Source organism: Methyloversatilis sp., from assembly GCF_051861465.1.
Lineage (GTDB): Bacteria > Pseudomonadota > Gammaproteobacteria > Burkholderiales > Rhodocyclaceae > Methyloversatilis.
Window position 1 is genome coordinate 152399 of the sequence record NZ_JBHYCQ010000001.1, and the last position, 13527, is coordinate 165925.

The following is a 13527-nucleotide window of genomic DNA, read 5'->3' on the forward strand; positions in this document are numbered from 1 at the left end:
CAATCTGGGTGTGCGGGCAGTGAAAGCGAGCTGAAAAGCCTCAGTCTGCTGCGGCTGCGGCCTCCATGGCAGCCAGCCCGGCGTGTCGCACGTCGGTCCCCTTGACCATGAACACCACGTATTGCGCCATGTTCTTGGAGTGGTCGCCGATACGCTCGATCGCCTTGGCGATGAACAACATGTCCAGACCGCAGGAAATCGTCCGCGGATCTTCCATCATGAAGGTGATGAGCTGGCGCATGATGGATTTGAATTCGGCGTCAACTTCCTTGTCCTGGCGCACGACTTCGGTGGCGCTCGCCAGATCCTGGCGGGCCAGTGCGTCCAGCGTGCGGCGCAGCATGTCGACCGCCATCGACGCGGCGTGGCGCAGCTCGACACGCGGCACGAAGATGGCGTCGGACTCGAGAATGTGCCGGCCCATCTTGGCGATCTTTTTCGCTTCGTCGCCGACGCGCTCCAGATCGGTGATGGTCTTGACCATCGACATGATCACGCGCAGGTCGCTCGCAGCCGGCTGGCGCTTGGCAATCAGCTGATTGCACGCTTCATCCAGTTCGATCTCCATCGCATTCACCTTCTTTTCGGTGGCGATGACTTCTTCGAGAAGCGGCAGGTTGCGCTCGATCACGCCGCGCATCGCGTGTTCGATCTGCTGTTCGATCAGGCCGCCCATCTGCAGCAAGCCCGTACGCAGGCCTTCCAGTTCGTGGTCATAGCGCTTGGAAATGTGCTCGCTCATGTCAATGCGTTCCGGAAGGTGATGTGAAGTGAGACTGCGTCTGCACCAGAGTGTTCAGCCGCGCATTGTCTGCACGCCATTGGCCGAGGATATCAGCGCAATGTCGGCGCGGCGACGGGCGAACAGGCCATTGGTCACGGTGCCTGTCAGGTGGTCCAGCTCGGTTTCCAGCGCGACCGGATCGGTGATGGACAGGCCGGCGACGTCGATGATCCGATTGCCGTTGTCGGTCACGAAGCCTTCGCGCACCTTCGGCACACCGCCCAGCCGCAGCAGTTCCCGCGACACCAGCGCAACCGCCATCGGAATCACTTCAACGGGCAGCGGGAAGCGCCCCATCACGTCGACGCACTTCGACGCATCGGCGATGCACACGAAGCAGTCGGATGCCGCGGCCACGATCTTCTCGCGCGTCAGCGCGCCGCCCCCACCCTTGATCAGGTGCAGCCCGGGATCGATCTCGTCCGCACCGTCAATATAGACCGGGATGCGTCGCCCGGAAGTAATCACCTCGTCGAGCGTCAGCACGGTGATGCCGTGACCGCGCAGCCGCGAAGCGGAGGCCTCCGAACTGGCGACCGCGCCGGAGATCTTCAAGCCTTCCGACGCCAGCAGGTCGATGAAGTGATTGGCGGTCGAACCGGTGCCGACGCCGAGCAGCTCGCCCGGCACTACATGGGCCAGTGCCGACCGGGCCACGGCTTTCTTCAGGTCATCGCTGTTCATCGCTCATCTTGCGGTTTCGGATTCGCCCTCATTATCGGTCTTTTTTGTCAGTTTCATGACGGCTTTGCGGCTCAGATGGACGACCAGCAGATGGATCGGCATCCGCAGCCAGTGTCCGCGCAGATACAGCAGGAACAGGCTGACGGGTGTCAGGGCATCCATCGCGCTCTCGTGATGGGGCGACAGCGCACGGGTGAATAGCGTGTCCAGTACCTTCAGATGCAGCGGGTTCGGGGCCACGCGCTGCAGTTCGGAGGCCGTGTGGGTAGGAATGTCGAGCGCCAGGATCCGATCCAGGTATCGGAAGGCAAGAAAGATGGGGCGCGTCAGGCCGACGCCGGCTGCGCGCGCAAGGAGCTTCTGATCGAAGCAGGCGTCGCGGCTGCGGAACTCGGTGACCAGCGAGTAGAGGTCGAAAAGATCACGCAACCCGCTGTGAAACTCGCTTTCAAGAAACAGGTGTGTCGCGCTGTGCAGCACCATGTCCTGTGGTGAGAGCGTCATCAGCCGGTTGTCCGACGCAAGCGGTTCGGCTGCCGCGAGCATCGCCGACGAATCAGCACGAATGCGAGATGTCAGCGGCGTCAGCGCGTGATGGATATCGAGCGTGGTACCGCGACGGATGTGGGACATCGGCGGAATCTCATGCATCCATTGCCGGTAGTACCGCTGGTCGTAGGCGTCACGATGCTGGCTGACCCAACCATCCACCATGAGCCGCGCTTCGACTTCCCCCAGTCTTTCGCGGGGCACGAGGATATCGATGTCGGAAAAGGTCCGGCCATGACCGGCCGCGAGACCGCGCAGCACGTATGCGCCCCCCTTCAGCACCACGATCCGGCCGTCGACCGATTTCAGTGCGTCCAGTATCTGACGGATCTCATGACCCAGTGACAGATGCTGCTCCGCCACCAGTTGCGCGGCCGAGGCGAGGTGGTGCCACACCCGTTCCGGTACGTGATGCGCATGTCCGCTTCGGGAAACGACATGATGCAGAAGCCCGAGCAACTTGGACTTTCGAGCTTGCACGATGACGGTCTCCCAATCCCGCAAGGACATGTCGGCCGCCCGTGCAGGGGTCACCAGCACCATGCAGAGCGACAGCCTTTCCGGGGTCATCGCGTCGCGCGCATGTCGGCGAGCGCGTCAAAGCAGGCGATCGCTTCGTCGAGGATGCTGTACTCGAACTCGAAACATCCGCTTGCGGCTGCGGTGCTCGACAGCGTGCGGAAGGCCTGCTCGCCGAGACGATCGCTGTTGAACGAGTTGTCGGCGAGCGCAAGCACGGTGCGCGCACGGGTCATCGGTGACAGGCGCAAGGTGCTGCCCGCCCGGTACTTCGGAAACGCGATCCAGCCGGGACGCGCCCTGATGAGGGTGTCCGCGAGTGCAGAAGACGGTACCTTCATGTGTGCCACATCGCCCTTGTGGGTATCGGCAAAAACAGGCCCGATGACGTCGGCGCCCGCGTAGTCGCGCATGACGTCGATCGACCGGTTCTTCAGGCTGATCGGGCGCGGAAATGGAATCAGTTCCAGGGTGTCCGGAGTGATCATCGCGAGCTCATCGGACAGCAGCCGCCAGCCGCGCGCAGTCAGGCCGGCGCACAGCGTGCTTTTGCCGGAACCCGGCGGCGCGGGAAGGATGAGCGCGAAGCCGTTGCGTTCGACGACCGCGGCATGTATCAGAACGCAGCGATGCATGTGCATCGCGATGCACCAGTTGAGACCCCACTCGAAAAGCGGAAAGGCCTGGTGTTCCGGCAGCGGCTTGAATGGGCGCACGCCATCGAGATCGAACGTAATCTGCGGATGGACAGGTCTGCGGAGAAGCCCCGGCGTGACCAGCCTTACCGAAAAATCACAAAAGCCTTCGGCCGGCTCAGGAGGGTTGTCCGCATAAAAAAAGTCGAAAGCACGCCAGAACGCGGGCACATCACAGTGCACGCGTATCGAAAAGCTTCCGATTCTGATCTGGGATTGTTTCAGGGGGCAACCCGCGGCGCGGACAGGTGAACAGTGCGCGCAGCTTAGCGACTTGTAACGTCCGTTGCTTGCTGCTGAAGCACTTCCACGACAGCGAGTGTGCAATGCGCCGCGTCGTAGACCACGGCTTCCGTTTCATCGGCGAACCGTGCCACGAGAAGTCCTTCCGTCTCGATGAACTCAACCCGACAGGGCGGGTTGTCGCTTATCCCCACGTGGTGTTCAGATAGTCCTGGATTTCACCGAAATCAAGACCCGTTCCCATCAACTCGTACTCTCCCGCGGTGCTCGTGCCGCCACCCGTGATGGCATCCCAGATCGCGCGAAGCTGGAGGATCGTGATCGGGTAGGTCGCCGGGTAGGCCTTTGCGTTCAACACCGCGGCGGCAATGTGGCGGGCAAAATTTCCGATAGGTTGCGGAAACGCAGCCGCGTTATTGCCGTACGCAACCAGTTCCCACAGACTCACCTGACGGGTTGAACTGCCGCCGAGATTCGGTATTCCGGTCAGACCGACCGCGGTACCCAACACGGAAGAAAGGGTTGCGCCAAGCGTGCACGCGACGGACGAGCCGCTGACCGTGACGGTGCCGGATACCCGCCACTTCGTGGTGTCCTTGATCTCGGGGAAGGGAGGAGGGTTGGTAGCGGTGTACACCTTCCAGCTTCTGTCGACCTTTTGAACGATCTTCGGGGCCGTGACAGCCCAGTCGGTGGTGAAGCGACTGGGCTGTTGCCAGAATCCGGGTGACAGTCCGATCTTGCAGTTCGGTGTCGTTCCATCGTTCCGGCTTACATTGCCCGACATCTGGCCGGACAGCGTGCATTGGTAGGGCGTTTCGAACGTGGATTTCGCTTGTCGCGCCATCAGCACGCCGCCCACACCGAATCCGGCCTTGAGCAGGCTGCGGCGCAGTGCCGTCTCCTGCGGTGTCGGTAACGAAGCCTCGCGAGTGCGATCGATTTCCGAATTATTTTCCATTTGTCCGTTGCCCAATATGTTGTAACCGCCATGCGTGCCGGAGTCTATCGTCAAACACAGGGCTGATGCCTGTGCAGAGGATCACGTCACGCTACGGTATCGGGCAGATACCATGCAAGAAACAGGCCTTCAAATGGTGGTTTTCCAACGCTATGTTTTTAAGCGCTTAATTTAATCTCCGTTCCTTTTTCCCCGGTTTTTGTAAGAAAAGTCGACAAGCGTGCTCCGCGGTCATCGGGTCGATCTCGGCAAATCGGTGCAGCTTCCCTCCGCCACTTCAGCCGCCAGCCCGATGGATTCGCCAAGCGTCGGATGCGGATGGATCGTGTGGCCGATGTCCACCGCATCGGCGCCCATTTCGATCGCCAGCGCGATCTCTCCGATCATGTCGCCGGCCGATACGCCGACGATGCCGCCGCCCGCGATGCGACCGCTCTCCGCGTCGAAAATCAACTTGGTGAAGCCCTCGTCGCGACCGTTGGCGATGGCCCGTCCGCTGGCCGCCCACGGAAACTTGCCGACGGTCACCTTGCGGCCCTGCGCCTTGGCCTCGTCCTCGGTCAGACCGACCCAGGCGACTTCGGGGTCGGTGTAGGCGACCGACGGAATCACCGTGGCGTCGAAATGACGCTTGTGGCCGGTGATGACTTCCGCCGCGACGTGGCCTTCGTGCACCGCCTTGTGGGCCAGCATGGGCTGGCCGACGATGTCGCCGATGGCGTGGATGTGCGCCACGTTGCTGCGCATCTGGCTGTCGACCGGGATGAATCCGCGCTCGTCCACGCGCAGGCCGGCGGCTTCGGCGTTCAGTGTGCGTCCGTTCGGCGAGCGGCCGACCGCGACCAGCACACGATCGTAGGTCTGCGGCTCTGCCGGCGCCTTCGCGCCCTCGAAGCTCACCTTGATGCCCTCCGCCGTCGCTTCGGCGCCGGTCACCCGCGTGTTCAGCATGACGGCGTCGAAGCGTTGGGCGTTCTTCTTCTCCCACACCTTGGCCAGATCGCGGTCGGCACCCTGCATCAGGCCGCCGGTCATTTCGACTACGTCGATGCGGGCACCCAGCGTCGAATACACGGTAGCCATTTCCAGGCCGATGATGCCGCCGCCGATCACCAGCATGCGCTTCGGAATGTCAGCCAGCAGCAGCGCGCCGGTCGAATCGACCACGCGCTGATCGTCCGGCATGAAGGGCAGTTTCACCGCCTGGCTGCCGGCGGCGACGATGCAGTGGCCGAACTTCAGTACCTTCTTCTCGCCGGTTTCCGCCCTGCCGTCGCCGCGGGTCAGCGCCACCTCGACATGCTGCGGATCGACAAATCGGGCCGTGCCACGCACCACCTTCACCTTGCGCGCCTTGGCCATGCCGGACAAACCGCCGGTCAGTTTGCCGACCACCTTGTCTTTCCAGCCGCGCAGGGCGCCGAGGTCCACTTCGCGCGCGCCGAACTTGATGCCGTGTGCGGCCAGCGCTTCGGCCTCGTCGGCCACTGCTGCGACGTGCAGCAGCGCCTTGGACGGGATGCAGCCCACATTCAGGCAGACGCCGCCCAGCGTGGCGTAGCGCTCGACGATGATCACATCCAGTCCGAGGTCGGCGGCACGGAAGGCCGCCGAATAGCCGCCGGGGCCGCCGCCGATCACCAGAACGGCGCAGCTATCGTCGACCCTGGCCGGTGCGCTGCCCGTGGCCGGGGCAGGTTCGGCGACCGATCGGGGTGGGGACGCCGCTCCCACAGGGGCTGCTCCAGCGGGAGCCGCTGCCGCAGTGGCTGTACCCGCAGGCACGGTTTCAGCGGACACCGCCGCCTCCATCGTCAGCACGACGCTGCCCTCGGATACGCGGTCGCCCACCTTCACCTTCAATTCGACGATGCGGCCGGCCTGCGGCGAGGGGATGTCCATCGTGGCCTTGTCGGACTCGAGCGACATCAGCGGCGCGTCCGCCTCCACCGTGTCGCCGGGCTTCACCATGATTTCGATGATCGGCACATCCTTGAAGTCGCCGATGTCGGGGATTTTTACAGTCAGTGTGCTCATGTCGGTCTCCTTACATCAGCACGCGGCGCATGTCGGTCAGCAGCGCCGCGACATGGGCGTTGAAGCGGGTCGCTGCGGCGCCGTCGACGACGCGGTGATCGGCGGTCAGCGACAGCGGCAATATCAGGCGCGGCTGGAAGGCCGAGCCGTCCCAGACCGGTTTCATCGTGGTGCGGCTGACGCCGAGGATGGCGACTTCCGGGGCGTTGATGATGGGCGCGAATCCGGTGCCGCCCAGACCGCCGACGCTGGAAATGGTGAAGCAGGCGCCCTGCATCTCCGCGGCAGACAGCTTCCCGTCGCGCGCTTTGGCCGCCAGTTCACCGCATTCGGCGGCCAGCTGGGCCACGCCCTTTTTGTCGGCGTCACGGATGACCGGCACCATCAGCCCGCCCGGTGTGTCGGCGGCGAAGCCGATGTGGCAGTACTGTTTCAGGATCAGCGCCGGTTCTTCTGCCTGCAGGTCGATCGAACTGTTGAAGTCGGGAAATTTCTTCAGCGCCGAACACACCGCCTTGATGATGAAGGCGAGCATGGTCAGCTTGACGCCGCCCTTGGCCTGTTCCGCGTTGATCTGCTGCCGGAAGGCTTCGAGGTCGGTGACGTCGGCGTCTTCGTGATAGGTGACCGCCGGAATCATCACCCAGTTGCGCGACAGGTTGGCCGCGCTCAGTTTGCGGATGCGCGACAGTGGCTTGCGTTCGATGTCGCCGAACTTCGTGAAGTCGACTTTCGGCCAGGGCAGCAGGTCCAGTCCGCTGCCGCTTCCGCCAGCCGCTGCGGAGGCGGAAGCGGGCGCCTGAAGCGCACCCTTGACGAAGGTGTTGATGTCCTCGCGCATGATCCGGTTCTTCGGTCCGCTCGCCGCGACGCGGGTCAGATCGACCCCCAGTTCGCGCGCGTAGGCACGCATCGACGGACTGGCGTGGGCCTTGTTGCCGCCAACCCGTGGTGCGGCGGCGTCGGTGGCCGCCGGTGCGAAATCCGTGGGGGCTGATGGTGTCGGTGTGGCCGGCGCGGCGATTGCGGCCGCCATGACCGGGGGCGGCGCGACCACGGGCGCAGTCGGTGCAGCCACCGGCGCGGTCGTCGCCTCCGATGCGCCGGCTTCCATCGTGCCAATGGTCGCGCCCTGCGACACGCGGTCGCCGACCTTGACGGTGATCTGGCCGATCACGCCGGCGGCCGGCGCCGGAATGTCCATGGTGGCCTTGTCGGATTCCAGCGTCACCAGCGGTGCGTCGAGTGCGACGCGATCGCCCGGCTTGACCAGGACTTCGATGACCGGGACATCGGCGAAGTCGCCGATGTCAGGTACTTCTATATTGATGGTGCTCATTTCAGCCTCGCTTGTTCAGGTGCGGCCGCGCGCGACGCGGCCGGGAAGGCGCCCTGCCGCGTCGCGGCTCGGGTCGGCCTGCCGGTCAGTGCCGACTCAGACGTACAGCGGGTTGGGTTTGCTCACGTCCAGCCCGTAACGCGCGATGGCTTCGGCCACCCGTGCACGGTCCAGCGCGCCGTCGTCCGCCAGCGCCTTCAGCGCAGCGACCGTCACCCAGTGCTTGTCCACCTCGAAATGCGCGCGCAGCGCCTGACGCGTGTCCGAACGCCCGAAACCGTCGGTACCCAGCACCACATAGCGGCGCGGCACAAAGGCGCGGATCTGTTCGGCGAACAGGCGCACGTAGTCGGTCGCGGCGATCACCGGTCCGCGCGTATCGCGCAGGCAGTGCTCGACGTGCGACATGCGCGGGGCTGCCAGCGGATTGAGCAGGTTCCAGCGCGCGCAGTCGGCGCCGTTGCGCGCCAGCTCGGTGAAGCTGGGGCAGGACCACAGGTCGGCCTCGACGCCCCAATCGCTGCGCAGCAGTTCCGCCGCGGCGATCACCTCCCGGAAGATGGTGCCGCTGCCGGTCAGCTGCACGCGCGGACCGTTGGAGGCGGCACCGCGGCGGAACAGGTACATGCCCTTCAGGATGTCCGCTTCGGCGCCGTCCGGTATCGCCGGGTGCTCGTAGTTCTCGTTCATCACCGTGAGGTAGTAGAACACGTCTTCCTGCTCCGCCATCATGCGGCGCAGGCCGTCCTGCACGATGACCGCGACTTCGTACGAGAAGGTCGGGTCATAGCTGATGCAGTTGGGAATGGCGGCCGACCACAGATGCGAGTGGCCGTCTTCATGCTGCAGGCCTTCGCCGTTGAGCGTCGTGCGCCCGGCCGTGCCGCCGATCAGGAAGCCGCGCGAACGCTGGTCGCCGGCCGCCCAGATCAGGTCGCCGACGCGCTGGAAGCCGAACATCGAATAGAACAGATAGATCGGGATCGTGGCGACGCCGTGCACCGAGTAGCTGGTCGCGGCGGCGATCCAGTCGCTCATGCCTCCCGCTTCGTTGATGCCTTCCTGCAGGATCTGGCCGGTTTTCGATTCCTTGTAGAACATCAGCTGGTCGGCGTCCTGCGGCACGTACTTCTGGCCCTCCTGATTCCAGATGCCGATCTGCCGGAACATGCCTTCCATGCCGAAGGTGCGCGATTCGTCCGGCACGATGGGCACCACGCGCTTGCCGACGTGCGGATCTCGCAGCAGGATGTTCATGATGCGCACGAAAGCCATCGTGGTCGACAGTTCGCGCCCGTCGCCGGACGCCTTGAGCAGGGCGTCGAAGGCGGACAGCGGCGGCACCTCGAGCGGCTCGGCCTTCGTGCGACGGCTCGGCAGGTAGCCGCCGAGCGCCATGCGCCGTTCGCGCATGTACTGCAGTTCCTTCGAGCCTTCCTCGAACTTCAGGTAAGGCAGGTTCTCGATGTCCGCATCACTGATGGGCAGGTCGAAGCGGTCGCGGAAACCGCGCAGCGATTCCAGGTCGACCTTCTTCTGCTGGTGCGAAATGTTCTGCGCCTCGCCCGAGCCGCCCATGCCGTAGCCCTTGATGGTCTTGGCCAGGATGACCGTCGGCTGGCCGGTGTGCTTGACCGCCGCGTCATAGGCGGCATACACCTTGTGCGGATCATGGCCGCCGCGGTTCAGGCGGAAGATGTCCTCGTTGCTCCAGTTGGCGACCATCGCCGCCAGTTCCGGGTATTTTCCGAAGAACTGCTCGCGCACATAGGCGCCGTCGCGCGCCTTCATGGTCTGGTATTCGCCGTCGACCACTTCCATCATGCGCTGGGCCAGCAGGCCGTTCCTGTCCTGTGCCATCAGCGGGTCCCAGTAGCCACCCCACAGCAGCTTGACCACATTCCAGCCGGCGCCACGGAAATCGCCTTCCAGTTCCTGGATGATCTTGCCGTTGCCACGCACCGGGCCGTCGAGGCGCTGCAGGTTGCAATTGACGACGAACACCAGGTTGTCGAGTTTCTCGCGCGCCGCCATGGCGATCTCGCCCAGCGTTTCCGGTTCGTCGGTCTCGCCGTCGCCGATGAAGCACCACACCTTGCGGCCTTCAGTGTTGGCGATGCCGCGGTCCTGCAGATACTTCATGAAGCGGGCCTGATAGATGGCCTGCAGCGGCCCAAGCCCCATCGACACCGTCGGAAACTGCCAGAAATCGGGCATCAGCCACGGATGCGGATAGCTCGACAGGCCTTCGCCGCCGACTTCCTGGCGGTAGTTGTCGAGCTGCGACTCGCTGATGCGGTCGAGCAGGAAGGCGCGGGCATATACGCCAGGCGCCGAATGGCCCTGGAAGTAGATGAGGTCGCCCCCATGGGTCGGGCTTGGTGCGTGCCAGAACCAGTTGAAACCCACGTCATACAGTGTGGCGCTGGACGCGAAGCTGGCGATGTGCCCCCCCACATTGGTGTTCTTGTTGGCGCGCAGCACCATCGCCATCGCATTCCAGCGGATGTAGCTGCGGATGCGGTGCTCGATCTCGAAATCACCGGGGGCCTGCACCTGCTTGCCGGCCGGGATGGTGTTCACATAGGCGGTGGTGGCCGAGTACGGCAGGTTGATGCCGGCGCGCCGCGCCTGTTCGGTCAGCCGTTCGATCAGGTAATGAGCGCGGTGTTCGCCTGCGTGTTCGATCACGCCTTCGAGCGCGTCCAGCCATTCCTGGGTTTCGACGGCGTCCGGATCCGAGACCAGCAGGGGGTGGGGTAGTGCAGACACAGGACTTCTCCTCTTGTTTGATCGACCGTTCGATCACCAGCACTGCCGATGCACAACCCGACCGGGGCATGGAGCCCGTCCGGGGTGGTCAGCGTGCCGGGCGAAGAGAGGCTCGTCCGGGGCGCCTGTCCGTCTGCGCATGGGTGATGCAAGTGTCGACAGCTCTGGAGCGGCAGCGGGTGGCTGCCAGGGCAGCGCCGTACGCAGGGATCGCCCGCGTCAGCGTGACCACATTATGGGTCACGCCCGGGACCGGCGACCAGTCGTGGATAACCGAAACGCCACACCCGCGTTGCTGTGGCGCCGCACCCGGGCGGGACAGGCGGCGTCCGGTGCCATCAAGTTCTGCAGCGGGACGTCGATACCGGTGTTGACCAATCATTTCTCGGGAGCACACGTGATTCCTGTACGCAAATCCGACGTGGCGCTGGGCAAGCCTCTGCCCTATTCACTGTTCGATCAGCACAACACCCTGTTGCTGAAGGCCGGCGTCATCGTGCAGACGCAGAACCAGCTTGACGTGCTGAGCGAGCGTGGCCTGTACCGGGACCGCTCGGGCGGCGGCATGCCGTCGGTGACGGTGCACGCCAGTCATCCCTCAGACAGCAAGCCCGAGGTGGACAACGGCGCAGTCGAACTCGATCTGGACGACATCCGCCTGCGCATCGGCGATGTCGTTCAGCTGCAGGGTGCCGCCGATGATGCGCCGCGGCATACCGTCCGGCTGCTCGGCCACATGAAGGGCCGCAGCGTGATGGTCACCGCGCCGATGGTGGATGGCAGTTATGCGCTGGTCAAACAGGACGCCACCTTCGTCGTGCGCTTCTTTTCCGGCAAGAACGTGCATGCGTTCCCGGCCCGGGTGCTGAAGTCGGTCAATACGCCGTTTCCCTATCTGCACCTGAGCTATCCGAAGAAGGTCAGCGGCATGCGGATACGCCGGACACAGCGCGCTGCGGTGCGCGTCATCGCCGCGGTGACCGATCCGGCCGGCGCGTCGCATGCCGCGACACTGATCGACCTCAGCAAGGGGGGAGCGCTGCTGGCCGGCCGAACGGCGTTCGGCGACCTCGGGGAGCCGGTGGTGTGCAAGTTCCGGTTGCGCTTCGACGACATCGACCAGCTGGTGCAGCTCGCCGGCCTGATCCGCTCGGTCTCCGAGGGCCGTGATGACGACGGCGAAGCGGCCGTGTTCAATCACGGCATCCAGTTCGCCGAAATTCCCGCGCAGGACAATCTCGCGCTGACGGCTTACATCTATCACCAGCTCATTGCCGCCAGCGAAGGCCGCTGACCGCCTCCGGGGTGCTCGCGGGACCGGCTAGGCGTACCATCGCCGCGGATCATGCTCGGAGCACCCCGATGAAATGCCCCTTCTGCAGTTCGCCCGACACCCAGGTCGTCGAAACCCGTGAAAGCGAGGACGGCGACATCATCCGCCGCCGCCGTCGCTGTGCCGCGTGCGACAAGCGCTTCACGACCTACGAGCGGGTCGACCTGAAAATGCCGCAGGTGGTGAAGAAGGACGGCCGGCGCGCCGACTACGATCGCGAAAAGCTGCGCGCCAGCATGATGCTGGCACTGCGCAAGCGGCCGGTCACGACCGAATCGGTCGATCTGGCGATGGATCGCATCGAGGAGCGCCTGCTCACCATGGGGGTGCGCGAACTGGCCACGGACCGCCTTGGAGAGCTGGTCATGCGCGAGTTGAAGAAGCTCGACAAGATCGGCTACATCCGATTTGCCAGCGTGTATCGCAATTTCGAGGACGTCGACGAGTTTTCGGAAGTGGTGCGCGAAGTCACCAAGCCGGCGCGCGCGTCGCGCAAGGCAGCGACCTGAATGGGCGGTGACGCACACCACATGGCGCGTGCACTGCGGCTGGCGGCGCGCGGCCTGAACACGACGACGCCCAACCCGCGCGTCGGCTGCGTCATCGTGCGCGACGGACAGGTCGTCGGCGAGGGCTGGCATGTGAGGGCGGGCGAGCCGCACGCCGAAAGGCATGCGCTGCAATCGGCCGGCGATGCGGCGCGCGGCGCCACCGCGTACGTGACGCTCGAGCCGTGCAGTCACCACGGCCGCACCCCACCGTGCGCCGACGCGCTGGTCCGGGCCGGTGTGGCGCGCGTGGTGGCCGCCATGCAGGATCCGAACCCGCTGGTTGCCGGTCAGGGGCTGGCCAGGCTGGCCGCAGCCGGCATCGCGACCCGTTGTGGCGTGCTGGAGCAGGAGGCGCGCGAACTGAACATCGGCTTCGTGTCGCGCATGACGCGCGGCCGACCGTGGGTCAGGTTGAAAACCGCATCGACGCTGGACGGCGTGACGGCGCTCGACAACGGCGTCAGCCAGTGGATCACCGGCCCGGCGGCGCGGCGCGACGGTCACCGCTGGCGCGCGCGCGCCTGCGCCGTGCTGTCGGGCATCGGCACCGTGCAGGAGGACAACCCGTCGCTGACCGTACGCGAGGTGCCCGCGGAACGCCAGCCGCTGCGCATCATCGTCGATGCCCGATTGGCGCTGTCACCCGCTGCGAAGCTGTTCGCCGACATCGACCGCGCACCCGTGCTGGTGGTGTGCGCGTCGGACGACGTGCCGAATGCCCGCACGCTGCGCGATGCCGGTGCCGAGTTGCTGGTGCTGCCGAACGACGGCGGCAAGGTAGACCTGCCAGCCCTGCTGCAGGCGCTCGGCGCGCGCGGCATCAATGAGCTGCACGCCGAATCCGGTCACAAGCTCAATGGTTCGCTGTTGCGCGAAGGCTGCGTCGATGAATTGCTGATGTATGTCGCGCCGACCGTGCTCGGCCGCGGCATGGGCCTGTTCAACCTGGGGCCGTTCGACACGCTGGATCAACGGGTCGACGTCGATATCCGCGACATCCGGGCCGTCGGACGCGATTGGCGCATCCTGGCGCGGTTGAGATCGTCGACGTAGGAGCGGA

11 protein-coding genes are annotated in these 13527 nt (G+C 64.9%); 3 read left to right on the plus strand and 8 right to left on the minus strand.

Annotation, left to right across the window (positions count from 1 at the left end):
• Positions 1-40 precede the first annotated feature (40 nt).
• The 8 genes from phoU to aceE all read right to left on the minus strand — a co-directional run bounded on the left by phoU (position 41) and on the right by aceE (position 10583).
• Complete coding sequence (gene phoU / locus ACTIFF_RS00665; RefSeq protein ID WP_306477037.1) at positions 41-742, minus strand: phosphate signaling complex protein PhoU; 702 nt, start codon at positions 740-742, stop codon at positions 41-43.
• A gap of 54 nt (positions 743-796) precedes the next feature.
• Positions 797-1468, minus strand: a complete 672-nt coding sequence (gene rpiA, locus ACTIFF_RS00670; protein WP_439535085.1) for a ribose-5-phosphate isomerase RpiA — start codon at positions 1466-1468, stop codon at positions 797-799.
• Positions 1469-1471: 3 nt separating this feature from the next.
• Positions 1472-2587 (minus strand): nucleotidyltransferase domain-containing protein, encoded by a 1116-nt coding sequence (locus ACTIFF_RS00675; protein WP_439535086.1) that lies wholly within the window; start codon positions 2585-2587, stop codon positions 1472-1474.
• A complete protein-coding gene (locus ACTIFF_RS00680) occupies positions 2584-3414 on the minus strand; it encodes an HprK-related kinase A (RefSeq protein WP_439535087.1) in 831 nt (276 codons plus the stop codon). The genes ACTIFF_RS00675 and ACTIFF_RS00680 overlap by 4 nt, the downstream gene beginning before the upstream one ends.
• A gap of 244 nt (positions 3415-3658) precedes the next feature.
• Positions 3659-4435, minus strand: a complete 777-nt coding sequence (locus ACTIFF_RS00685; RefSeq protein WP_439535088.1) for a hypothetical protein — start codon at positions 4433-4435, stop codon at positions 3659-3661.
• 231 nt (positions 4436-4666) lie between these two features.
• On the minus strand, positions 4667-6472 hold the full coding sequence (gene lpdA, locus ACTIFF_RS00690) for a dihydrolipoyl dehydrogenase (RefSeq protein ID WP_439535089.1): 1806 nt from the start codon (positions 6470-6472) through the stop codon (positions 4667-4669).
• Between the two features lie 10 nt (positions 6473-6482).
• Complete coding sequence (gene aceF / locus ACTIFF_RS00695) at positions 6483-7811, minus strand: dihydrolipoyllysine-residue acetyltransferase (protein WP_439535090.1); 1329 nt, start codon at positions 7809-7811, stop codon at positions 6483-6485.
• A gap of 96 nt (positions 7812-7907) precedes the next feature.
• Positions 7908-10583 (minus strand): pyruvate dehydrogenase (acetyl-transferring), homodimeric type, encoded by a 2676-nt coding sequence (aceE, locus tag ACTIFF_RS00700; protein ID WP_439535091.1) that lies wholly within the window; start codon positions 10581-10583, stop codon positions 7908-7910.
• Between the two features lie 397 nt (positions 10584-10980).
• Here aceE and ACTIFF_RS00705 point away from each other — a divergent pair, with 397 nt between their 5' ends.
• From ACTIFF_RS00705 to ribD, 3 genes are all read left to right on the plus strand, one after another.
• Positions 10981-11877, plus strand: a complete 897-nt coding sequence (locus ACTIFF_RS00705) for a flagellar brake protein (RefSeq protein ID WP_439535092.1) — start codon at positions 10981-10983, stop codon at positions 11875-11877.
• 68 nt (positions 11878-11945) lie between these two features.
• On the plus strand, positions 11946-12425 hold the full coding sequence (gene nrdR, locus ACTIFF_RS00710; protein WP_306477029.1) for a transcriptional regulator NrdR: 480 nt from the start codon (positions 11946-11948) through the stop codon (positions 12423-12425).
• Positions 12426-13520, plus strand: a complete 1095-nt coding sequence (gene ribD, locus ACTIFF_RS00715; RefSeq protein ID WP_439535093.1) for a bifunctional diaminohydroxyphosphoribosylaminopyrimidine deaminase/5-amino-6-(5-phosphoribosylamino)uracil reductase RibD — start codon at positions 12426-12428, stop codon at positions 13518-13520.
• The last annotated feature ends 7 nt before the right edge of the window (positions 13521-13527 follow it).

What these genes read in the sequence shown, in the direction of transcription:
- lpdA (WP_439535089.1), bottom strand. Translation starts at nt 6,472, where the DNA reads ATGAGCACACTGACTGTAAAAATCCCCGACATCGGCGACTTCAAGGAT.
- nrdR (WP_306477029.1), top strand. Translation starts at nt 11,946, where the DNA reads ATGAAATGCCCCTTCTGCAGTTCGCCCGACACCCAGGTCGTCGAAACC.
- ACTIFF_RS00675 (WP_439535086.1), bottom strand. Translation starts at nt 2,587, where the DNA reads ATGACCCCGGAAAGGCTGTCGCTCTGCATGGTGCTGGTGACCCCTGCA.
- phoU (WP_306477037.1), bottom strand. Translation starts at nt 742, where the DNA reads ATGAGCGAGCACATTTCCAAGCGCTATGACCACGAACTGGAAGGCCTG.
- rpiA (WP_439535085.1), bottom strand. Translation starts at nt 1,468, where the DNA reads ATGAACAGCGATGACCTGAAGAAAGCCGTGGCCCGGTCGGCACTGGCC.
- ribD (WP_439535093.1), top strand. Translation starts at nt 12,426, where the DNA reads ATGGGCGGTGACGCACACCACATGGCGCGTGCACTGCGGCTGGCGGCG.
- ACTIFF_RS00685 (WP_439535088.1), bottom strand. Translation starts at nt 4,435, where the DNA reads ATGGAAAATAATTCGGAAATCGATCGCACTCGCGAGGCTTCGTTACCG.
- aceF (WP_439535090.1), bottom strand. Translation starts at nt 7,811, where the DNA reads ATGAGCACCATCAATATAGAAGTACCTGACATCGGCGACTTCGCCGAT.